The 20297-nt window shown below is 38.9% G+C and carries 23 protein-coding genes; 22 read left to right on the top strand and 1 reads right to left on the bottom strand.

Annotated features, from left to right (window positions below; translation table 11 throughout):
- Positions 1–11 precede the first annotated feature (11 nt).
- The 17 genes from sufD (at position 12) to recN (ending at position 15363) form a co-directional block, all read left to right on the top strand.
- Entirely contained in the window at positions 12–1289 is a 1278-nt protein-coding gene (sufD, locus tag P7D84_RS08040; protein WP_311805918.1) for a Fe-S cluster assembly protein SufD, read from the top strand.
- Positions 1289–2524, top strand: a complete 1236-nt coding sequence (locus tag P7D84_RS08035; RefSeq protein WP_311800268.1) for a cysteine desulfurase — start codon at positions 1289–1291, stop codon at positions 2522–2524. The genes sufD and P7D84_RS08035 overlap by 1 nt, the downstream gene beginning before the upstream one ends.
- The gene (sufU, locus tag P7D84_RS08030) at positions 2511–2984 is read left to right on the top strand and encodes a Fe-S cluster assembly sulfur transfer protein SufU (protein ID WP_311805916.1); all 474 of its coding nucleotides are present in this window, start codon (positions 2511–2513) and stop codon (positions 2982–2984) included. The genes P7D84_RS08035 and sufU overlap by 14 nt, the downstream gene beginning before the upstream one ends.
- Before the next feature lie 12 nt (positions 2985–2996).
- Positions 2997–4388 (top strand): Fe-S cluster assembly protein SufB, encoded by a 1392-nt coding sequence (gene sufB / locus P7D84_RS08025; protein ID WP_311800265.1) that lies wholly within the window; start codon positions 2997–2999, stop codon positions 4386–4388.
- 361 nt (positions 4389–4749) lie between these two features.
- The gene (locus tag P7D84_RS08020; RefSeq protein ID WP_311805915.1) at positions 4750–5448 is read left to right on the top strand and encodes an LCP family glycopolymer transferase; all 699 of its coding nucleotides are present in this window, start codon (positions 4750–4752) and stop codon (positions 5446–5448) included.
- 327 nt (positions 5449–5775) lie between these two features.
- The gene (locus P7D84_RS08015) at positions 5776–6012 is read left to right on the top strand and encodes a GlsB/YeaQ/YmgE family stress response membrane protein (RefSeq protein WP_376713386.1); all 237 of its coding nucleotides are present in this window, start codon (positions 5776–5778) and stop codon (positions 6010–6012) included.
- 117 nt (positions 6013–6129) lie between these two features.
- Positions 6130–7194 carry a M24 family metallopeptidase gene (locus tag P7D84_RS08010; RefSeq protein ID WP_311800262.1) on the top strand — a complete coding sequence of 355 codons (1065 nt, stop codon included), beginning with the start codon at positions 6130–6132 and terminating at the stop codon, positions 7192–7194.
- A gap of 141 nt (positions 7195–7335) precedes the next feature.
- A complete protein-coding gene (gene efp, locus P7D84_RS08005; RefSeq protein ID WP_311800252.1) occupies positions 7336–7893 on the top strand; it encodes an elongation factor P in 558 nt (185 codons plus the stop codon).
- 189 nt (positions 7894–8082) lie between these two features.
- Positions 8083–8508: an Asp23/Gls24 family envelope stress response protein gene (locus P7D84_RS08000; protein ID WP_137609841.1), complete on the top strand. Its 426-nt coding sequence runs from the start codon at positions 8083–8085 to the stop codon at positions 8506–8508.
- Positions 8501–8959: a transcription antitermination factor NusB gene (nusB, locus tag P7D84_RS07995; protein WP_311800250.1), complete on the top strand. Its 459-nt coding sequence runs from the start codon at positions 8501–8503 to the stop codon at positions 8957–8959. The genes P7D84_RS08000 and nusB overlap by 8 nt, the downstream gene beginning before the upstream one ends.
- 58 nt (positions 8960–9017) lie before the next feature.
- The gene (locus tag P7D84_RS07990) at positions 9018–9875 is read left to right on the top strand and encodes a bifunctional methylenetetrahydrofolate dehydrogenase/methenyltetrahydrofolate cyclohydrolase (RefSeq protein WP_311805913.1); all 858 of its coding nucleotides are present in this window, start codon (positions 9018–9020) and stop codon (positions 9873–9875) included.
- 15 nt (positions 9876–9890) lie between these two features.
- Positions 9891–11225, top strand: coding sequence for an exodeoxyribonuclease VII large subunit (gene xseA, locus P7D84_RS07985; RefSeq protein WP_311805911.1), 1335 nt, complete (start codon positions 9891–9893; stop codon positions 11223–11225).
- The gene (locus P7D84_RS07980; protein ID WP_311800247.1) at positions 11225–11446 is read left to right on the top strand and encodes an exodeoxyribonuclease VII small subunit; all 222 of its coding nucleotides are present in this window, start codon (positions 11225–11227) and stop codon (positions 11444–11446) included. The genes xseA and P7D84_RS07980 overlap by 1 nt, the downstream gene beginning before the upstream one ends.
- Entirely contained in the window at positions 11447–12331 is an 885-nt protein-coding gene (locus tag P7D84_RS07975) for a polyprenyl synthetase family protein (RefSeq protein WP_311805909.1), read from the top strand.
- Positions 12332–12374: 43 nt separating this feature from the next.
- Positions 12375–13190, top strand: coding sequence for a TlyA family RNA methyltransferase (locus P7D84_RS07970; RefSeq protein ID WP_311800245.1), 816 nt, complete (start codon positions 12375–12377; stop codon positions 13188–13190).
- 15 nt (positions 13191–13205) lie between these two features.
- Complete coding sequence (locus tag P7D84_RS07965) at positions 13206–13664, top strand: arginine repressor (protein WP_311805907.1); 459 nt, start codon at positions 13206–13208, stop codon at positions 13662–13664.
- 28 nt (positions 13665–13692) lie between these two features.
- The gene (gene recN, locus P7D84_RS07960; protein WP_311800243.1) at positions 13693–15363 is read left to right on the top strand and encodes a DNA repair protein RecN; all 1671 of its coding nucleotides are present in this window, start codon (positions 13693–13695) and stop codon (positions 15361–15363) included.
- 77 nt (positions 15364–15440) lie between these two features.
- On the opposite strand, the gene P7D84_RS07955 is transcribed toward recN, so the two are convergent.
- Entirely contained in the window at positions 15441–15557 is a 117-nt protein-coding gene (locus P7D84_RS07955; protein ID WP_311800242.1) for a DUF4044 domain-containing protein, read from the bottom strand.
- Positions 15558–15786: 229 nt separating this feature from the next.
- Between P7D84_RS07955 and P7D84_RS07950 the strand changes: the two genes are divergently transcribed.
- The 5 genes from P7D84_RS07950 to P7D84_RS07930 all read left to right on the top strand — a co-directional run bounded on the left by P7D84_RS07950 (position 15787) and on the right by P7D84_RS07930 (position 20297).
- Complete coding sequence (locus P7D84_RS07950) at positions 15787–16155, top strand: DUF3397 domain-containing protein (RefSeq protein ID WP_311800241.1); 369 nt, start codon at positions 15787–15789, stop codon at positions 16153–16155.
- Between the two features lie 168 nt (positions 16156–16323).
- Positions 16324–16755 (top strand): division/cell wall cluster transcriptional repressor MraZ, encoded by a 432-nt coding sequence (mraZ, locus tag P7D84_RS07945; RefSeq protein ID WP_311800240.1) that lies wholly within the window; start codon positions 16324–16326, stop codon positions 16753–16755.
- 15 nt (positions 16756–16770) lie between these two features.
- Positions 16771–17724 (top strand): 16S rRNA (cytosine(1402)-N(4))-methyltransferase RsmH, encoded by a 954-nt coding sequence (gene rsmH, locus P7D84_RS07940; protein ID WP_311805905.1) that lies wholly within the window; start codon positions 16771–16773, stop codon positions 17722–17724.
- Positions 17725–17729: 5 nt separating this feature from the next.
- Positions 17730–18107 (top strand): cell division protein FtsL, encoded by a 378-nt coding sequence (gene ftsL, locus P7D84_RS07935; RefSeq protein WP_311800238.1) that lies wholly within the window; start codon positions 17730–17732, stop codon positions 18105–18107.
- On the top strand, positions 18108–20297 hold the full coding sequence (locus tag P7D84_RS07930; protein ID WP_311800237.1) for a penicillin-binding transpeptidase domain-containing protein: 2190 nt from the start codon (positions 18108–18110) through the stop codon (positions 20295–20297). It abuts the gene before it with no gap.

The raw sequence follows: 20297 nt of genomic DNA, 5'->3' as shown, positions 1-20297 counted from the left end.
GGACAAGATAGATGAAAAAATGGACAGAATATCTTGAGGCCGTCAAAGCTTACTCAGCTGAATGGGCCGAACCTCAATGGATGACAGATCTACGCGTCAATGCGTTGAACAAAATCGATGAATTGCCATTGCCTGTGATTGAAAAGGTAAAATTTGCTCGTTGGAATCTTTATAATGTAAAACCTGAACATCAACAAGCAGCAGGGACAGTCCCTAGTTTTGATCAAATGAAAGACAACCCATTGATCGTACAAACAGGTGAAGCAACAGTTTTCGAACAACTGTCAACTAAGCTTGCAGAACAAGGTGTGATCTTCACTGACTTAGTGACGGCGATGCAAGAATATCCAGAACTAGTTAAAGAATATTACATGCAAAAAGCAGTCCCAGTTGAAGAAAATGCCATGACAGCTTTGCATGCGGCGTTTATGAATAATGGAGTCTTTTTATATGTACCTAAAAATGTGGTCATTGAAGATCCGATTGAAAGTTTATTTTTACACAACGGTGACGAAGACGCACATTTCTTCAAACATGTTTTGATCGTAGCTGAAACCAATAGTGAATTTTCATACTTGGAACGTTTTGAAACACAAGGCGATTTAGCGAAAAAACTTTCAGGGAATGTCGTAGTAGAAGTTATCGCAAAACCGGGCGCTCACGTGAAATTTTCAGCTGTTGATTCATTAGGTGGAAATATTACGACATATATGAATCGTCGCGGCTACTTAATGCGTGACTCGATGATTGATTGGGCAATCGGTATTATGAACGATGGTAATGTGATTGCAGACTTTGATTCTGATTTAGTTGGTGAAGGAGCTCATTCAGAAGTGAAGATTGTAGCCATCAGTACAGGCAAACAGATTCAAGGAATCGATACACGAGTAACGAATAAAGCACCGCACACGATCGGACACATTTTGCAGCACGGGGTCATCTTAGAAAAATCTACTTTGACATTTAATGGTATTGGTCACATCTTAAAAGGGGCAAAAGGTGCTGATGCACAGCAAGAAAGCCGAATATTGATGTTGTCTGAAAAATCTCGCGGAGATGCCAATCCGATTCTTCTGATTGATGAAAATGAAGTTACTGCCGGACATGCAGCCAGTGTTGGTCGAGTCGATCCAGACGAATTGTTCTATTTAATGAGTCGCGGTCTAGAAAAATCAGCTGCTGAACGCTTAGTTATTCGCGGCTTCTTAGGACCAGTCATCACAGCAATTCCAACCAAAGCTACTCAAGAACAATTGATCGATACGATTGAAGGGAAGTTGAGTAAATAATGAGGGATTTTTCTACGATTAGAAAAGATTTTCCAATTCTTTTTCAAGAGGTAAACGACGAACCGCTGGTCTATTTAGACAATGCAGCAACTACGCAAAAGCCAACACAAGTTTTAGATGCCTTACGTCATTATTATGAAAATGATAATGCTAATGTTCATCGCGGAGTCCATACATTGGCTGAACGAGCAACGAAAGATTATGAAGCAAGTCGTGAAAAAGTCCGCGCCTTTATCAATGCAAAAGAAACAGCTGAAGTGTTGTTCACCCGCGGGACGACGACTGGTTTAAACTGGTTGGCTCGCAGTTACGGAGATGCCTTCATCAAAGAAGGAGATGAACTCGTTGTTTCTTACATGGAACATCATTCCAATATTATTCCGTGGCAACAACTAGCTCAACGTAAAGGCGCGACATTGCGTTATTTACCTTTAACAGATGAAGGATTCATCGATATGACTGCAGCACAAGAAATCATTAACGAAAAAACGGCCATTGTTTCTTTAGCCTATGTTTCCAATGTACTAGGTGTGATTAATCCAATTAAAGAATTGGCAGAAATGGCTCATGCTAATAATGCGGTAATGATTGTAGATGGTGCGCAAGCAGCCCCTCACATGACAGTTGACGTTCAAGAACTAGATGCAGACTTTTTTGCCTTTAGCGGCCATAAGATGTGCGGGCCAACTGGAGTGGGTGTATTGTATGGAAAACGTCAATTTTTGGAACAAATGGAACCAGTAGAATTTGGCGGAGAGATGATCGATTTTGTTAATCTTTACGAAAGTACTTGGAAAGAATTGCCATGGAAATTTGAAGCAGGAACGCCTAATATCGCTGGCGCAATTGCTTTAGGTGCCGCAATCGATTATTTGAACGAGATTGGGATGGAAACTATTCATCATTATGAGCAAGAATTAGTTGCATATGTGTTGCCTAAATTGCATGAGATCGAAGGGATTACTACTTATGGCCCACAAGATCCAGAACATCATACCGGTGTGATTGCGTTTAATTTGGAAGGTGTCCATCCTCATGATGTAGCGACTGCTTTAGATATGGAAGGCGTTGCTGTCCGTGCCGGCCATCATTGTGCGCAACCATTAATGAATTATTTGAATCTGCCAGCAACAGCGCGGGCCAGCTTCTATTTCTATAATACGAAAGAAGATGCAGACCGCTTGATTGAAGCAATTCAGGCGACAAAGGAGTTTTTCAAAGATGGCGCTATCTAAATTAGATAATTTGTATCGGCAAGTGATTTTAGATCATTCTGCACATCCGCATCATCACGGAAAATTAAATGATTCTACTCAAACAATTGAAATGAATAACCCGACTTGCGGCGATGTGATTGAACTTGAATTAGTCGTTAACAACGGTGTGATTTCAGACATTGCGTTTTCTGGCAGTGGTTGCTCAATTTCAACAGCCAGCGCATCTATGATGACGGATGCTGTAATCGGCAAACCTGTTTCAGAAGCGGAACATTTAGCAGTGATTTTTGCTCAAATGGTTCAAGGAAATGAAATACCTGAAAAAGATGAAGAAGCCTTAGGCGATGCAGCGATGCTAAGTGGTGTCGCAAAATTTCCAGCTCGGATCAAATGCTCAACACTAGCTTGGAAAGCCTTAGGCAAAGCTTTGACCGATGAACAAGGTAAAGCACGTGAAGGACAATATCATAAAGAATAGGAGCGGGAATACATGAGTGTACCTGAAATCGAAGAATATCAATTTGGCTTTCACGATGATGTTAAACCAGTTTTTACGACTGGTGATGGTCTATCAGAAGAAGTCATTCGCGAAATCTCCCGCGCAAAAGGAGAACCAGAATGGATGTTGGATTTCCGATTGAAATCCTTAGAAACATTTAGAAAACTAGATATGCCTGAATATGGACCAGATTTATCCGAATTGGATTTTGATAAGATCAATTATTTCATTCGTTCAAGTGATAAACCTGCTCGTGATTGGGAAGATGTACCAGAAGAAATTAAAACAACTTTTGAACGTATTGGGATTCCTGAAGCAGAGCGAGCTTATTTAGCTGGGGCCTCAGCTCAATATGAGTCAGAAGTGGTCTATCATAATATGAAAGATGAGTTCACAAAATTGGGCATTATCTTTACAGATACAGATACTGCCTTGAAAGAATATCCTGAATTATTCAAAGAATACTTTGGGACATTAGTTCCTCCTTCAGATAATAAATTGGCTGCTTTAAACTCAGCAGCATGGTCTGGCGGAAGTTTCATCTACGTACCAAAAGGAGTAAAAACAGATATTCCAATCCAGTCTTACTTCCGTATCAATTCAGCTAATACGGGACAATTTGAACGGACGATGATCATCGTGGATGAAGGCGCAAGTATCAACTATGTAGAAGGATGTACAGCGCCAACTTATTCTTCAGATAGTTTGCATGCGGCTGTTGTAGAAGTTTTTGTCAAAAAAGATGGCTATTGCCGTTATACAACGATTCAAAATTGGTCCAACAATGTCTACAGTTTGGAAACCAAACGTGGCCAAGCACAAGAAAATGCGACAATGGAATGGATCGATGGCAACTTAGGATCAAAAGTAACAATGAAGTATCCAAGTGTTTACATGGAAGGTCCTGGTGCCCGAGGAACAATGTTATCAATTGCTGTAGCGGGTAAAAATATCACACTAGATAATGGTGCCCGAATGATCCATAATGCACCAAATACATCTAGTACGATTGTTTCAAAATCTATCGCCAAAGATGGCGGTGCAGTAGATTATCGTGGAACAGTTCGTTTTGGTCGTGATAGTGCAGGCTCATTTAGCCACATCGAATGTGACACAATCATCATGGATGATCAGTCGACTTCTGATACAATCCCTTACAATGAAATTTTAAATGGCAATGTTTCTTTAGAACATGAAGCAAAAGTTTCAAAAATCTCTGAAGAGCAACTTTACTATTTAATGAGTCGCGGAATCTCTGAACAAGAAGCAACTGAAATGATTGTCATGGGCTTTGTCGAACCATTTACCAAAGAATTACCAATGGAATACGCTGTAGAATTGAACCGTCTGATTCAGTATGAGATGGAAGGTTCTGTGGGATAAAAATAAAGAAACTCCTAAAATGTTGTTATAGCAGCGTTTTAGGAGTTTTTTTAATCACAAAGTTGTTCTTTGTCACAGAGTTCTAGTTTGCTAAAAGAGCTTACTTAAAGCGAACCAAATGCTAAAGAAATTGAGTAGATCGAAAGTAGTATAAGGCTAAGCCCAATAAAATTGAATAACCATTGGGACTGTTTAACTTATGTAACCAACATTTTCAAAATCGTTCTCTTATTTGACTAGAACTATCTATTAGACTGCTTTAACAAAAAATCAGAGATGTGGGGATTTTTTTAGCTTCAGTCTTGGGACGGATGTTTTTTCAGGAGATTTTTTATAAACTTATTTTAGAGGGGAGATTGTCATGAAAGTCTTATTCATTTTTGAAGATCAAAATTTTTCTAGTTTTTTTGTTTATGATCTAATTGGTGGATCAAACGGATTGTTACGAATCTCACCGGAAATAACGTTTCAGAAGTGGACATTAGGTGAACTGTATCGACAAGTACCGATTGAAACATTTCTCAGCTATTTTTCTGCAGCATTTTCTATCGAAGTAAAAAAATATTTCGTCTTGAAAAAAGAAGATTTTTTACAGGGAGTAAAAACAGCAGGGTTAGAAGCTGATGGGAAAATGCCGATGGTGAGCAATAAAGCATTTTTTGCGTTAAAAACGAACCAACAATTCAAAAAAGGTGAGCAGCGTTTGACTTTAGCAGAGATCGATGCATACATCAGTTATCAGATTGACCAAGATGGTCGGATCGATGTATTTGAACGACAAGAAGATATTATTCGTCTGATGAAACGTAAAACCGTTCGTCCCCGCCTATCTGTAATCACCAATAATTATGGAACTGTCAAAGAATATACGGACAGTAATCTCAATTTGAAGGACTTGTTAAAGTTAGGAAGTGGATATTTGGCAAAAGGCAATGCACGGATGAATAAGGTGGATGTACCAACAGCCGACAGTTTTACACTTAGCGGAGATTTTCCTTATCAATTAGAGACGATAGATTGGAAGAAAAATACGCTAAAACTGCGTAGTAAGTTAGTCTAATAAAAAGTTATTCACAGGGGCCGTCGTAAATTTAAGTTTCTAGCTTGATTTAGCCGCTTTCAAAGAAGAAAAGATTGTTATATCAGTCTTTTTGTAGGTTTCACAACTGCGAAACTTTTTGAAAAACCGTTTGTTAGGTACTTGACAAATCAGCCGAGCATTAGCGTCAAAAATCGAAACCGTCTATGCTAGACTGAAAACAAGAAATAAAGCTATTTTTTACAAGGTGTCATCTAGAGAGGTGAGAAAAGTACCGAAAAGATACACGCTTAGGAGTAAAAACAACTATTTTTTATTTAAAAAATTAGTTATCGAGGAGGAATAGACATGATTTGGACGTTAATTGTAGGAGCCGTGATTGGAGCAATCGGCGGCGGAATCTCTGGACGTGGAAAACAAATGGGTTGTTTGCTCAATATTTTGGCAGGGTTAGCTGGCTCTTATATCGGGCAAGCGATTTTTGGTCATTGGGGACCAGACTTAGCAGGGATGGCTTTGATTCCATCGATTTTAGGAGCTGTGATCGTAGTAGCAGTGGTGTCATTTTTTACTGGCCGACGATAAATTTGAAGGAGTCGAAATCTCGGCTTCTTTTTTTATTTGAAGCATTCGTTTGTTTTTCTAGTCTTGTTCGTTCTGATTTTTGGCACTCTTTGTTATAATGGAAGTTGGGTGATGAGAATGATAAAACGAATAGAACAATTACGGGCATTGATGAAAAAAGAGGCAATCGATGCGTACTTAGTAACAAGTCCAGCGAATCTTCGGTATTTGACGAATTTTACTGGAACAGCAGGTTTGGCATTCATCACATTAGACAAAGCGTTCTTTGTTACAGATTTTCGTTATACAGAACAAGCAAATGAACAAGTTCAAGCAATGACAATCCTCCAACAGCAAGGAGACATTATCAGCGAAATCCTTCAACTGACGAAAAAAGAAAAAGTCAGTGTTCTTGGTTTTGAAGACATGTTTATGACTTATGCCGAGTATTCAGTCTTTGAAGAAGTGATCGATGCAGAATTGGCACCGGCGAGCGGATTAATCGAACAATTACGAGAACAAAAAGACGCAGGTGAGATTGCTATTATTGAAAAGGCTTGTGCGATTGCAGATGAAGGATTTGAATACATCTTAAAAATGATTCGTCCCGGAATGACTGAAATCGAGGTAGCCAATCAATTGGATTTCTTTATGCGTTCACTTGGCGCAACGGGAACTTCTTTTGATACGATTGTAGCTAGCGGCACGCGTTCAGCGCTGCCACATGGTGTTGCTAGTGAGAAAAGAATTGAACAAGGTGATTTGATTACGCTTGATTTTGGCTGTGTATATCAAGGATATGTTTCAGATATCACAAGGACGTTTGCGATTGGTGATCCAGGACAACAATTAAAAGACATTTATCAAATTGTTTTAGCTGCACAGCAAAAAGTCATTGAAACAGCACAAGCTGGAATAAGCGGTGCACAATTAGATGCAGTTGCGCGTGATTTTATTGCTGAATCAGGTTATGGTGAAGCCTTTGGGCATTCAACTGGTCACGGTATTGGGATGGAAATCCATGAAGGACCGAATATTAGTCGTTCAAATGAGCGATTGTTGGATGTAGGAAATGTCATTACAGATGAACCAGGGATCTATTTAGCAGGTCTTGGCGGTGTTCGAATCGAAGATGATTTAGTGATTCTAGCAGATGGTAATCGCGTTTTGACTCAGTCACCAAAAGAACTCATCATTTTATAAGCGGAGTAGTAGTAGCGTAAGTAAACAAGAAATGATAAACTAGAACCAAATCTGTAAAGATGGGGTAATATAGAAGAAATCAATTTTTGATAAGAATAGAAAATTGATTGATTTCTTTTCAGTGAAGTAGGAGGAAGTATCATGATTTCAGTAAACGATTTTAAAACTGGTTTGACGATTGAAGTCGACGGCGGCCTTTGGCGGGTAGTTGAATTTCAGCATGTGAAGCCGGGTAAAGGTGCGGCCTTCGTTCGTTCAAAACTGAAAAATCTACGTACTGGAGCAGTTCAAGAAAAAACGTTCCGCGCGGGTGAAAAGGTAGCGAAAGCACAAATCGACAATAAAAAAATGCAATATCTTTATGATGACGGGGATAATTATGTCTTTATGGATATGCAAAGTTACGAACAAATTGAAATGCCTAAACAGCAAGTAGCAGAAGAAATGCTTTACGTGCTAGAAAATACTGAGTTGACTGTTATTATGTATGGCAATGAGATTTTAGGTGTAGACCTGCCAAATACCGTAACGTTAGAAGTTGCTGAAACAGATCCTAATATCAAAGGAGATACTTCATCAGGCGGATCAAAACCAGCAGTGATGGAAACTGGCTTGACCGTTAATGTACCATTTTTCGTGAATCAAGGAGATAAGCTGATTATTAATACACAAGAAGGCAGTTACGTTTCTCGTGCATAAGCTGTTTTATCTGAGAAATTCAAACGATAAAAAATATACGGGAAGCTTTAAATTTTGTAGTAACACTATTCATACCTTAATAATGAGCCAAGCCTGATCTTAAAAGTAGATTGGATATGGCATAAACATCAGATTTATTTTTTCTAAAAGAAAAAATAAATACATTTGGAGGAATAAGGGGAGAGTAAGATGGCAGATGAAAAAAATTTAGTTTTAGGCGAGAGTCCTGAACTTGGCGAGATTATCATTGCACCAGAAGTAATCGAAGTGATCATCGGAATTGCGGCTTCAAAAGTTGATGGCGTCTACGGTATGCGCGGATCTTTGGCAAGCAACGTGACGGAGTTGCTTGGAAAAGCTGCTCACGGCAAAGGGGTTTATCTTAAAAATGATGAAGATGGATTGAAAGTCGATATCTATTCTTATTTTGATTATGGTACTTCTGTTCCCAAAGTGGCGATGGCTATGCAAGAACGGGTAAAACAGCAAGTTTTGTTTATGACAGATGTAGAATTAAGTGAAGTGAACATCCACGTAGTTGGCGTCGTTGCAGAAAAATTAGAACAACCGTCTTTAGAAGAATTGTTCAATGATGAAGAGGAAAATAATGAATAAAGAATTATCACGTCATGAGATCCGGGAAAAGGCTCTACAAGCACTGTTTCCCTTGGACTTTAATCAAGAATTAACCAAAAAAGATGCAATCAACCATGCGTTGAGTATCGACCAGCAGGCATTTGTTAGTGAAGACGAAGAAGCATTTGTTCCAGTCTATCTTGATGAATTGGTTGGCGGAGTCGTGGAAAACCAAGCAGAACTAGATGGAATCATCCAAAAACATCTACGTTCTAACTGGTCGATTCAACGAATTGCAAAAATGGATTTGATTATCTTGCGAATCGGGATCTATGAGATGTTGTACAACACTCAAGTCCCCAATCGAGTGGTTTTGAATGAAGCCATCGAATTAGCCAAAACTTTCAGTGATGATCAGTCAAGAAAGTTTGTCAATGGAATCTTATCTAATGTAATGAAAGAGATCGATGAAGCTGGGGCAAATAGCTAATAAAGCTATTTTTCCCAGCTTTATTTAAACTATTTGAAGAAAGAAGTGGGGAAATAACGTGGCACAACTTATAGATGGTAAAAAAATAGCAGAAAACTTACAGCAAGAAACAGCCGCACAAGTTGCAGAATTGGCAGCAAAAAATATCCAGCCAGGATTAGTCGTGCTATTAGTCGGCGAAAACCCTGCTAGTCAAATATATGTAAGAAATAAAGAGCGTACCGCAAAAAAAATCGGGATCCATTCTGAAGTAAAACGCTATCCAGAAACGATCACAGAAGCAGAATTAATTGCAGAAATCGATTATTTCAATAAAGCAGATGAATTTCATGGAATCTTAGTCCAGCTACCATTGCCAGCACACATCAATGAAGAGGAGGTATTGCTTGCAATCAATCCGTTAAAAGATGTCGATGGCTTTCATCCGATGAATATGGGCCGATTATTTGCGGGGATGCCGCACACAATTCCTTGTACACCTTATGGCATCATGAAAATGTTTGAAGCACATGAGATTCCATTAGCAGGAAAACAAGCAGTCGTGATCGGACGTAGCAATATTGTAGGCAAACCAATGGCGATCTTGCTTTTAGAAGCAGATGCGACTGTGACTTTGACACATTCAAAAACAGAAGATTTGGCTAATGTTGCCAGTAAAGCTGATATCTTAGTTGTGGCAATTGGTAAAGGACACTTTGTTACCAAAGAATTTATCAAACCTGGTGCTGTGGTAATCGATGTTGGGATGAATCGAAATGAAGAGGGAAAATTGATCGGTGATGTGAAATTTGATGAAGTTGAACCAATCGCAGGCTATATAACACCTGTCCCTGGTGGTGTGGGGCCGATGACCATCACCATGTTGATGCAGCAAACAGTCGAATGTTGCAAACGCCAAGTATTGGAACATAAATAGCAAAGAGGTGTTTAGATGGCACAGGAGTATTTGACTGTCAGTGCTTTAAATAAATATATTAAACGAAAATTCGATGTAGACCCCTATTTAGAGCGGGTCTATTTGACCGGAGAAATTTCTAACTTTCGGATGCGGCCAAATAATCATCAATATTTCAGCTTGAAAGATGAACGCTCAAAAATCAATGCCATCATGTTTAAAGGTGCTTTTCAAAAACTGAAATTCACGCCAAAAGAGGGAATGAAAGTTTTAGTAGTAGGACGTGTAGCATTGTATGAAGCTAGCGGTATGTATCAAATCTATATCGATCATATGGAACCTGACGGAGTAGGGGCTTTGTATCAAGCTTTAGCAGAATTACGAGAAAAATTAGAAAAAGAAGGATTATTTTCACAATCTAAAAAATCCTTGCCACGTTACCCTAAACGTATCGCTGTAATAACCAGTCCTAGCGGTGCAGTAATTCGAGATATCATCACAACTGTAAACCGACGTTACCCTATCACACAGCTAGTTTTGTTTCCAACACTGGTACAAGGAGACAAAGCCGCAGCAAACATTGTTGAGAATATCAAAAAAGCAGAGGCGTTGGACTTTGATACGATGATTATTGGACGAGGTGGGGGATCGATTGAAGATCTGTGGCCATTCAATGAAGAAGTCGTTGCTCGAGCAATCGCCGCTTCACCAATTCCGATTATTTCATCAGTCGGACATGAAACAGATACGACGATTGCAGATCTAGTTGCGGATGTACGAGCGGCCACTCCAACAGCTGCGGCAGAATTAGCCGTACCTGTCCTATCAGAAGAACTCTTGCGTATCAAAGAGAAGCAAGCACGATTGGAACAAGCCTATTTGCATCAATTGCAAAGAAAAAAAGAACGTTTTGAACGACTGCAGCAATCGTACATTTTTAGACAACCTAATCGTTTGTATGAAGCGCAAAGTGTTCAATTAGACCGTTTGACACAAAAATTACAGCAAAACATGACTGTTTTGACCAATCAGCGAGAACGAGAGTTGACGCATTATAGCAATCGTCTAGCGCAAGCTAATCCGATTGGTCGTGTGAATCAAGCACAACAACAGATGACCTACTTGCAAGAACGGTTGCAGCAACAAATGCAAGGCTATTTAGAAAATCAACAACGCAGAGTCCAGCAAGCCATTGCATCGCTAGATCTATTAAGTCCATTAAAAACAATGGGTCGCGGCTTTACTTATACGACGCAAGATGATCAAGTGATTCGTTCAGTAACGGATCTAACAGAAAAAGAACTGACGATCCATTTTGTAGATGGTTCTGTGAAAGCATCAATTTTAGAAATTCAAAAGGAGCAAGAATAATGGAGAATAAGACCTTTGAGGAATCAATCGCACAATTAGAAACTATCGTGACTCAATTAGAACGAGGAGATGTTCCCTTAGAAGAAGCATTAGAAGCTTTTCAAAAAGGGATGGTCTTGAGTAAACAATGCCAAGATACGTTAACAAAAGCAGAAAAAATGCTGACAAAGATGATGAGTGAAGATGGAGAAGTCCCTTTTACAGGTGAGGAGGAAGCTTAAATGCTGCAGCAGCTTTCTGCTGAGGAGCTACCTAAAGTTGAAAAAGAGATTAGTGATTTCATTAATACGTACACGTCTCATGAAGAATTAAAAAAGAGTATGCTTTATTCGATTGAAGCAGGAGGAAAACGGCTGCGACCGTTGATTATTTTAGCAACGGTAAAGGCCTTCCAAAAAGAATTAACGACTCCTGTATATCAGACAGCCGGAGCACTTGAAATGATTCATACATATTCCTTGATCCACGATGATCTACCTGCGATGGATGATGATGATTTGCGTCGAGGAAAGCTCACGAACCATAAAGTTTTCGGCGATGCGTTAGCGATTTTAGCCGGAGATGGATTGTTAACTGGTGCTTTTCAACTGCTCAGTGAAACTACTTTAAGTCCAAGCGAAACTGTTTTGTTGATTCAGCTTTTGGCCAAAGCCGCTGGTATTGGTGGAATGGTGGCTGGGCAAGCAGGTGACATGGCAGCAGAAAAAAATCAGATTCCATTGAAGGATTTACAAGCCATTCACCATAGAAAGACTGGTGCATTGTTGACCTATGCTTTTGTAGCAGGAGGTATTCTAGCAAATCAAACGGAATATGTGGCAGAATTACTTGAGACACTGGGTGGACACATCGGATTAGCTTTTCAGATCCGAGATGATCTACTAGATATCGTTGGAACGACTGAGGAATTAGGAAAGCAAATTGGTCAGGACGAAAAATCAGAAAAGAGTACTTATCCGAGCTTATTAGAACTTGAAGGTGCTCGTCAAGCGCTAGCTGATGAATTAGGACAAGCAAAGATTGTGATCCACCAATTGGCAGAAGTTGCTGAATTTCAACCACAAATTTTTGAAGAATTGCTGACACTTTTTGACTTAGAAAAGTAACTGATTGAATCAAACGAAATCTATTTATGAAGTAGGGGACGAAATGAAAAAAGAACGTGTGGATGTGTTAGCTTTTAATCAAGGGCTTTTTGAGACGAGAGAAAAAGCTAAGCGCGGCGTAATGGCAGGACAAGTCTACGACCAAAAAAATGAACGGTTGGACAAACCTGGCGAAAAAATTCCGGTTGAAACGATTTTACAAGTCAAAGGACAAAGTTTGGCGTATGTTTCTCGTGGTGGATTAAAATTAGAAAAAGCATTAAAACAGTTTGATGTAGATATCCGTCAAAAAATCTTATTAGATATTGGTTCTTCTACAGGCGGTTTTACAGATGTTGCTTTGCAAAATGGAGCTACATTGAGTTATGCGTTAGACGTCGGCTACAATCAACTAGCTTGGAAATTACGGCAAGATGAACGAGTAGTCGTAATGGAGCGAACGAATTTCCGCTATTCTAAATTGGCTGATTTTGATCGCGGGCAACCAAACTTTGCGACAATCGATGTGTCATTCATCTCATTACGCTTGATTTTACCGCCACTACACGATATTTTGACAGAAGATGGCGATGTAGTAGCGTTGATCAAACCCCAATTTGAAGCAGGAAAAGAATTTGTTGGAAAAAAAGGGATCATCAAAGATCCAAAAATTCATTTGATGGTATTAAAAGAGATTACAGATTTTGCTGTGGAACATGGCTTCGATGTACGAGAATTGACTTTTTCTCCAATTACTGGCGGTGAAGGCAATATTGAATTTTTGGCCCATTTAAAAAAAGTGCCAGAAAAAGGTCATTTAAATCCAGAAATAGAGTTAGCGGCTGTCGTATCAGAGGCTCATCAACAACTAGCTAAATAATCGGGAGGAGAAGGAATGCGAAAACAAGAAAGACATCGTATTATCACGCAACTGTTAAGCGAACACGATGTAAAAAAACAAGAAGATTTCGTAGCGATTTTTGCACAGCGAGGTGTGGCAGTAACGCAAGCCACAATCTCACGCGACATCAAGGAAATGAAATTAATCAAAGTCCCCGCACAAAATGGTGGGTATCGCTACAGTTTGCCGCGCAAAGAACAAGAAGATGTAAATGAGAAGTTAGCGGATCTTTTGAAAGAGGCAGTGGTATCTGTCGATCAGATGGAAAAATTCATTAATGTAAAAACATTACCAGGAAATGCAGCAGCTTGTGCCAATTTATTGGAAAAACAATTTGCGGCAAGTTTATTTACGACGTTGAATGATGATGACAGTATCTTATTGATTGTTCGAACAGAAGAAGATGCTAAACGAATCCAACAAGATATTATGGAAAAAAGTCAAAATAACTAGCAGGTCTGAGTAAAGGGGAATAGGAAAAATGTTACAAGAATTGACAATCAAAAATTTTGCGATCATTTCTTCGTTACATTTGAGTTTTACTAATGGAATGACGGCTTTGACTGGAGAAACAGGCGCCGGGAAATCGATTATTATTGACGCCGTCAGTTTGTTAGCTGGTGCTCGCTCTTCAATCGAATATATTCGTCAAGGCAGTGACAAATGTTTGGTGGAGGGTCTATTTGATCTGCCTGAACAACAAGCATTTTATTTATTGATGGAAGAACTTGGGATAGAAGTTGATGAAGCAGAGCTGATTGTTCAAAGAGATTTGAATATCTCAGGCAAAAGTATCTCTCGAGTAAATGGCCGAATCGTGACTTTAGCAAATTTACGCCGAATCGGACAATTCTTAGTCGATATTCAAGGACAAAATGATCATCAAGAGCTGATGCATCCAGAATCCCATTTGCGTCTGTTAGATAGTTTTGGCGATACGGCATTTCAAAAAATTAAAGCGACTTATCAGACTGCGTATAAAAGCTACGTTTCCTTAGCGAATCAAGTGAAAAAATTCAAACGAAACGAACAATCTTTCGCTCAACGAATCGACATGCTGACTTTTCAGCAAGAAGAAATCAGCAATGCTGGTTTGGTCATTGGCGAAGAAGAAAAGTTGGTCGAAGAACGTGAAAAACTGACGAATTATCAAAAAATCGTCGACAGTCTTTCTTATAGCTATCAGGCGATGACCAGTGAAGAAACGAGCGCTTTGGATGCAATCGGTTCAGCTAGTCAAGAACTGCAAACAATTGCTTCTTTAGATAAAGAGTATGAAACTATTTCTGATAACGTCCATAGTGCCTATTATTTGTTGCAAGATGCTGTCAGTGAGATCGGTCGCCAATTGGACTTATTAGAATTAGACGAAGAACGACTAGACCTGGTTAATGAACGCTTGGAATTGATCCATCAGTTAAAACGAAAATACGGCGATTCGATTGAAGTCATTTTAGACTATTATAATCAAATCAGCCAAGAATTATTGGATTCCGATTTTTCAGGAGACAAGCTTGAAAAATTAGAACAGGAATTGGCGACTAAAGTAGCGAAACTGCAAAAATTAGCAGAGAAATTACAAATTGCACGCAAAAAAATGGCTAAAAAATTAGAGGCAGCAATTCAAGCTGAATTAAAGGGACTGTATATGGAAAATGCTCGCTTTGAAGTCACCTTCAAAACGATCTCTTTTGAAGGAGAAGGAATTGATGAGGTGGAATTTTACATTACGACGAACCCGGGAGAGCCATTGAAACCTCTAGTCAAAGTAGCTTCAGGTGGAGAAATTTCACGTGTTATGCTCGCCTTGAAGACCATTTTTTCAAAAACACAAGGACTGACGAGTATTGTTTTTGATGAAGTGGATACTGGAGTTAGTGGACGAGTGGCACAAGCAATCGCTGATAAGATTTATCAAATCGGTCAAAATTCGCAGGCATTGTGCATCACACATTTGCCACAAGTTGCCGCTAAAGCCGATCATCAATTGTTTATTCGCAAAGAAGTAATTGCAGGCCGTACTGTGACTAAAGTAGAAGAATTGGCTGAAGGAGAACGAACGAAAGAAATTGCTCGTATGTTAGCAGGAACTGAGATTACCGATTTGTCAGTGGAACATGCCAAAGAATTATTGCAATTAGCTAAAAAATAGCCGGAGCAGCTGCTCCGGCTATTTTTTATATAAGAGACAACAGTCATAGTAAAACGACCTACCAAATGCAGTCATTTTTACATAATACTAAACAGACTACTCAAAACTAATGAACCAATTGTTAAAATCAACATGGTCCAAATAACGACTTTAGTAACTTTAGAAAATGTGCTCGTAGATTTTTTGTTATTCATGATGTCACCATCCTCAAAAAAATGTCAAACTCATCATACTCCATTTAGGAAAACTCCGCAAATAACTAAAAAAACTTTTAAAAAATACTAAGAAATCTTTTCGTGAGATTCTCACGAATTCAATTGTTAAAACTTGTTAAATCCTTTATATTTTAAATGAATTGCAACACGAATGTAACGATAAAGCAGTATAGTGAAAAAGTAATTTAAAGAGGAAGGACTGTGTTTATTGGCATCATCGCTACCAGTACTATTGTTATGGTATATTTTTCCGATTATCGTCTTTTTAGGGTCTGATTATATCGTAACAATATTTAAATTAAAACAACGCTTTAATTTGAAGACTCCCGATATCACCGTGCCATTTTTGATCGTTGGGATGCATGAGATCTCTAAAAGTATCAGCACATTTTCGATTTTACCATATTTTTTATTGACCATTTTATTGTTAGGAATTGGTGTCGTCGTTTTTCAAGCCTATCGTTATCGTGACATCATGTATGGCCGTTTTTTTAAAATGTTTTGGCGTTTAACATTCCTACTAGCTGTTTTGATTTATTTGGTTTTGATTATTGCAAGTATTATCAGTGTATTATAACCGATAAGAACTTTAAAAAAACTCCGAATTGTTCTGGAGATTCTCTATTTCATCATATGGTCAATGAAGGTAAAAAAAGTGTTATTTTTGTTTTTTACAAAGTGTGGTAGATTGTGGGGGATTGTGGTAGACTAATCACATATGGTGGTAAAAAGGGGTGGAGTCTAGATGTTCATGGGCGAATTTCATCATAATATTGATGCGAAAGGCCGATTGATCGTTCCATCAAAATTACGTGAACAGCTAGGCGAGAAATTTGTTATTACCCGTGGAATGGATGGGTGTTTGTTTGGCTATCCGTTGAACGAATGGAACCAACTTGAAACGAAACTAAATGAGATGCCGCTTGCAAAAAAAGACGCGCGCGCATTTGTCCGTTTCTTTTATTCTGCAGCCACTGAATGCGAGATTGATAAACAAGGACGCATCAACATACCTGTGTCTTTACGCAATCATGCATCACTTGAAAAAGAATGTGTCATTATCGGCGTGGCCAATCGAATCGAAGTTTGGGATCAAACACGTTGGAATGAATTTACAAAAGAAACAGAAGCAAGTTTTGATGACATTGCAGAGACAATGGTCGATTTCGGATTTTAGAGAAGAGGATTATTCATGACAGACTTTCAACATACAACCGTTTTACTCCACGAGACAGTTGACGGTCTAGCAATCAAACCAAACGGTATTTATGTTGATTGTACATTGGGCGGAGCTGGTCATAGTGAGTATTTATTAAGTCAGCTAGACACAGACGGGCATCTTTACGCTTTTGATCAAGACCAAAAAGCAATCGATAACGCAAAAATTCGTTTAGCTGAATATGTGACTAAAAATCAAGTGACCTTTGTTAAAGCAAATTTTAGAGAACTTACGACAGAATTGAACCGTTTAGGTGTGACGGAAGTCGACGGGATTTTATATGATTTAGGTGTTTCTTCTCCGCAACTTGATGAAGCCGAACGTGGATTTAGTTACCATCAAGATGCGCCATTAGATATGCGGATGGATCAAACGGCACCACTTAGCGCGTATCAGGTTGTAAATGAGTATTCTTATCATGAATTAGTAAAAATCTTCTTTCGTTATGGTGAAGAAAAATTTTCTAAACAAATTGCTCGTGTGATCGAGCGTAAACGAATGGATCAGCCAATCAAGACAACTGGGGAACTTGTAGATGTTATTAAAGAGGCTATTCCTGCACCGGCAAGACGAAAAGGCGGTCATCCTGCTAAACGAGTCTTTCAAGCGATTCGAATTGCTGTAAATGACGAATTAGGAGCAATTGAACGTTCATTAGAACAAGCCATCGATATATTGGCTCTTGAAGGTAGAGTGAGTGTGATTACCTTCCATTCATTAGAAGATCGAATCGTAAAAACGATGTTCAAAGAATTCAGCACGCCAAAAGATATGCCTCCAGGTTTACCGATGGTTCCTGAAGAATTTCAACCAGTATTGAAGTTAGTTAACCGAAAACCAATTATTCCTTCAGAAGAGGAATTAGATAATAATAACCGTGCAAGAAGTGCGAAATTACGAATCGCTGAGAAAGTGAAGAAAGGATAAGGATTATGGCAGAATTAAAGAACAATCAATCATTTCCATTTGATTCTCAGCAAGAAGAAATTCGCCAAACGCCAGATTCTTTTAAAGTTTTTGTTTCTCCGGGAGATCGTTTAAAGAAAATCACGCGTGTAGAAAAATTTGCAGTATTGGCGTTTTTAGCGATGTTGATTGGTCTTTCAATCGTAATGGTTAATTATCGAAATGAAATCAGCAAAACACAAAATGAAATCACCAGTATTCAAACAAATATTGATGCAAAAGAAAAAACAGCTACACAACTACAACAAGAAAAGAGTGAACTGTCTCGCTCGGATCGTTTGAAAGAAGTTGCGGAAAAAGCTGGACTTTCAATCAATGATGAGAATTTAAGGAAAGTGAAGTAGATGAGCTTTAAAAGGCTAAAAAGAAAAATCCGAAAAAAGAATCTGACTCCGATGAACAATCGCAAAAAAGTAGGCGTTATTTTGTTTGCTACGAGTATTGTATTGTTCTTTTTCTTTGCCATCCGCATGATTTATGTAGTGGCAGGAGGACACGTAGCAGGAACCTCATTGAAGGTGAAAACAGAAGAATTGTATCATGGCGGTGAGGTTGTCAAAGCCAAACGCGGGACGATTTATGATCGGAATGGGGAAGTCATCGCAGAAGATGCCACTTCTTATTCGATTTATGCAATCTTATCAGAAAGCTATGTATCAGGAAAAGAAAAACTCTATGCTCAAGAGAAAAATTTTACTGAGTTATCCTCAATCTTACATAAGTATTTAGGAATCAAAAAAAAATCAGCATTGAAAACCCTAAAAAGTGGGATTAATAGTGATGGTACCAGCAAATATTATCAAGTCGAATTTGGTAATAAAGGTAAGAATATTTCTGAGGAAACCAAACAAAATATTGAAGATGCCATGAAAAAAGCAAAAGTCAAAGGATTGTATTTCACGGAACACACAGATCGCATGTATCCAAACGGGAATTTTGCTTCTCATTTTATTGGTTATGCTCAGCCGGACAAGAAAGAAACATTGGTTGGAATGATGGGTGTTGAAGCGGCTTATGATGATGTCTTAAAAGGAAAAGATGGAAAAGTCGTCTATCAAAAAGATGAAAACCAACGACCAATTCCTGGCAGTGTCGCCGAAGAAAAAAAAGCAGTTGATGGCGAAGACATCTACACGACTTTAGACGCTGGATTACAAAGTTACTTGGAGACACTTTTAGATAATGTAAATGCAGAAGTTAAACCAACTGAGATGACAGCCATGCTGATGCAGGCAAAAACAGGAGACATTTTGGCAATGTCTCAACGTCCAACATTTAATCCTGAGACAAAAGAAGGTCTGGGAGAATCAGATGCTTGGCGCAATTTTTTAATTGAAGACAGCTATGAACCAGGTTCAACAATGAAAGTATTCACGACTTCTGCTGCGGTAAACGAAGGCGTATTTAATGAAAATGAAAGTTACGTCTCTGGTAAGATTCAGGTGGCTGATGCGACGATCAATGACTGGGATTTAGGTAAAAAAGGAATTCTGACGATGCGTCAGGCACTTTCTTGGTCTAGTAATGTTGGAATGGTCAAGCTAGAGGAAAAACTAGGTGATCGTTGGCCGGAGTATGTAAAACGTTTTGGATTTGGTCAGAGTACGTATTCCGGTCTGCCGGGTGAATCAGAAGGCACGTTGCCGACTAGCAATATCGTTGACCAAGCAATGAGTTCATATGGACAGGCAATCGGTGTAACGAATTTTCAAATGATGCGCGGATTTACTGCTGTAGCAAACGATGGAAAAATGCTGCAACCTCATTATATCGAAAAGGTCTCTGATCCTAATACAGGCAAAGAGATCATTGCTGAACCTGAAGTAGTTGGAGAGCCTATCACAGCTGAGACGGCTCAAAAGGTTCGTGAATATATGCGGGACACGGTCGAAAGTGAAAACTATGGTTCTGCCTATGATCAATACAAAGTACCTGGTTATAATATTTCTGCTAAAACAGGGACTGCACAGATTGCAAGCGGGGGAACTTATCTAACGGGAAGTACCAATTATATTTATTCGATTGCTTTGATGATCCCTTCGGAAGATCCTGAATATATTTTATATTTGACAATGAAACAACCCCAAGAAAGTAAAGAAGGTGTTTTGGGAGAAATCGCTAATCCGTTATTAAGTCGTGCGATGGAATTTCAAAATAATCAAGTAGATTCTTCAGAGGAAAAAAGTGATACTAAAATCACTGTAGAAGACTATCGGAATCTCTCAACTGCTAAAGCTGCCGCTGATGCCAATAAACGAGGATTGACAGCAGTCGTGGTTGGCGACGGAGATAAAGTCATCAAGCAATCAGAAAAACCAGGTGAGAAGGTCATGGCAAATGAGCACTTGATCTTACTGACTGATGGTAAGAAAGAAATGCCCGATGTACGCGGTTGGTCAAAAGCAGATATCTTGAAATTAACAAATCTGTTAGACATTGAGGTCAGCTTTAAAGGAGATGGTTATTGTACAAAACAAAGTATCGCTCCTTATGCAGCAATATCGAAAAAGAAATTGAAAATTACGTTAAGTTAA

This window comes from Enterococcus dongliensis (assembly GCF_031927985.1).
GTDB classification, from domain to species: domain Bacteria; phylum Bacillota; class Bacilli; order Lactobacillales; family Enterococcaceae; genus Enterococcus_A; species Enterococcus_A dongliensis.
This window is presented reverse-complemented; position numbering and strand designations above follow the sequence as displayed.

Coding starts and splice junctions, on each gene's coding strand:
- sufD (WP_311805918.1), top strand. CDS start 12: ATGAAAAAATGGACAGAATATCTTGAGGCCGTCAAAGCTTACTCAGCT.
- P7D84_RS08035 (WP_311800268.1), top strand. CDS start 1,289: ATGAGGGATTTTTCTACGATTAGAAAAGATTTTCCAATTCTTTTTCAA.
- sufU (WP_311805916.1), top strand. CDS start 2,511: ATGGCGCTATCTAAATTAGATAATTTGTATCGGCAAGTGATTTTAGAT.
- sufB (WP_311800265.1), top strand. CDS start 2,997: ATGAGTGTACCTGAAATCGAAGAATATCAATTTGGCTTTCACGATGAT.
- P7D84_RS08020 (WP_311805915.1), top strand. CDS start 4,750: ATGAAAGTCTTATTCATTTTTGAAGATCAAAATTTTTCTAGTTTTTTT.
- P7D84_RS08015 (WP_376713386.1), top strand. CDS start 5,776: ATGATTTGGACGTTAATTGTAGGAGCCGTGATTGGAGCAATCGGCGGC.
- P7D84_RS08010 (WP_311800262.1), top strand. CDS start 6,130: ATGATAAAACGAATAGAACAATTACGGGCATTGATGAAAAAAGAGGCA.
- efp (WP_311800252.1), top strand. CDS start 7,336: ATGATTTCAGTAAACGATTTTAAAACTGGTTTGACGATTGAAGTCGAC.
- P7D84_RS08000 (WP_137609841.1), top strand. CDS start 8,083: ATGGCAGATGAAAAAAATTTAGTTTTAGGCGAGAGTCCTGAACTTGGC.
- nusB (WP_311800250.1), top strand. CDS start 8,501: ATGAATAAAGAATTATCACGTCATGAGATCCGGGAAAAGGCTCTACAA.
- xseA (WP_311805911.1), top strand. CDS start 9,891: ATGGCACAGGAGTATTTGACTGTCAGTGCTTTAAATAAATATATTAAA.
- P7D84_RS07980 (WP_311800247.1), top strand. CDS start 11,225: ATGGAGAATAAGACCTTTGAGGAATCAATCGCACAATTAGAAACTATC.
- P7D84_RS07975 (WP_311805909.1), top strand. CDS start 11,447: ATGCTGCAGCAGCTTTCTGCTGAGGAGCTACCTAAAGTTGAAAAAGAG.
- P7D84_RS07970 (WP_311800245.1), top strand. CDS start 12,375: ATGAAAAAAGAACGTGTGGATGTGTTAGCTTTTAATCAAGGGCTTTTT.
- P7D84_RS07965 (WP_311805907.1), top strand. CDS start 13,206: ATGCGAAAACAAGAAAGACATCGTATTATCACGCAACTGTTAAGCGAA.
- recN (WP_311800243.1), top strand. CDS start 13,693: ATGTTACAAGAATTGACAATCAAAAATTTTGCGATCATTTCTTCGTTA.
- P7D84_RS07955 (WP_311800242.1), bottom strand. CDS start 15,557: ATGAATAACAAAAAATCTACGAGCACATTTTCTAAAGTTACTAAAGTC.
- mraZ (WP_311800240.1), top strand. CDS start 16,324: ATGTTCATGGGCGAATTTCATCATAATATTGATGCGAAAGGCCGATTG.
- rsmH (WP_311805905.1), top strand. CDS start 16,771: ATGACAGACTTTCAACATACAACCGTTTTACTCCACGAGACAGTTGAC.
- ftsL (WP_311800238.1), top strand. CDS start 17,730: ATGGCAGAATTAAAGAACAATCAATCATTTCCATTTGATTCTCAGCAA.
- P7D84_RS07930 (WP_311800237.1), top strand. CDS start 18,108: ATGAGCTTTAAAAGGCTAAAAAGAAAAATCCGAAAAAAGAATCTGACT.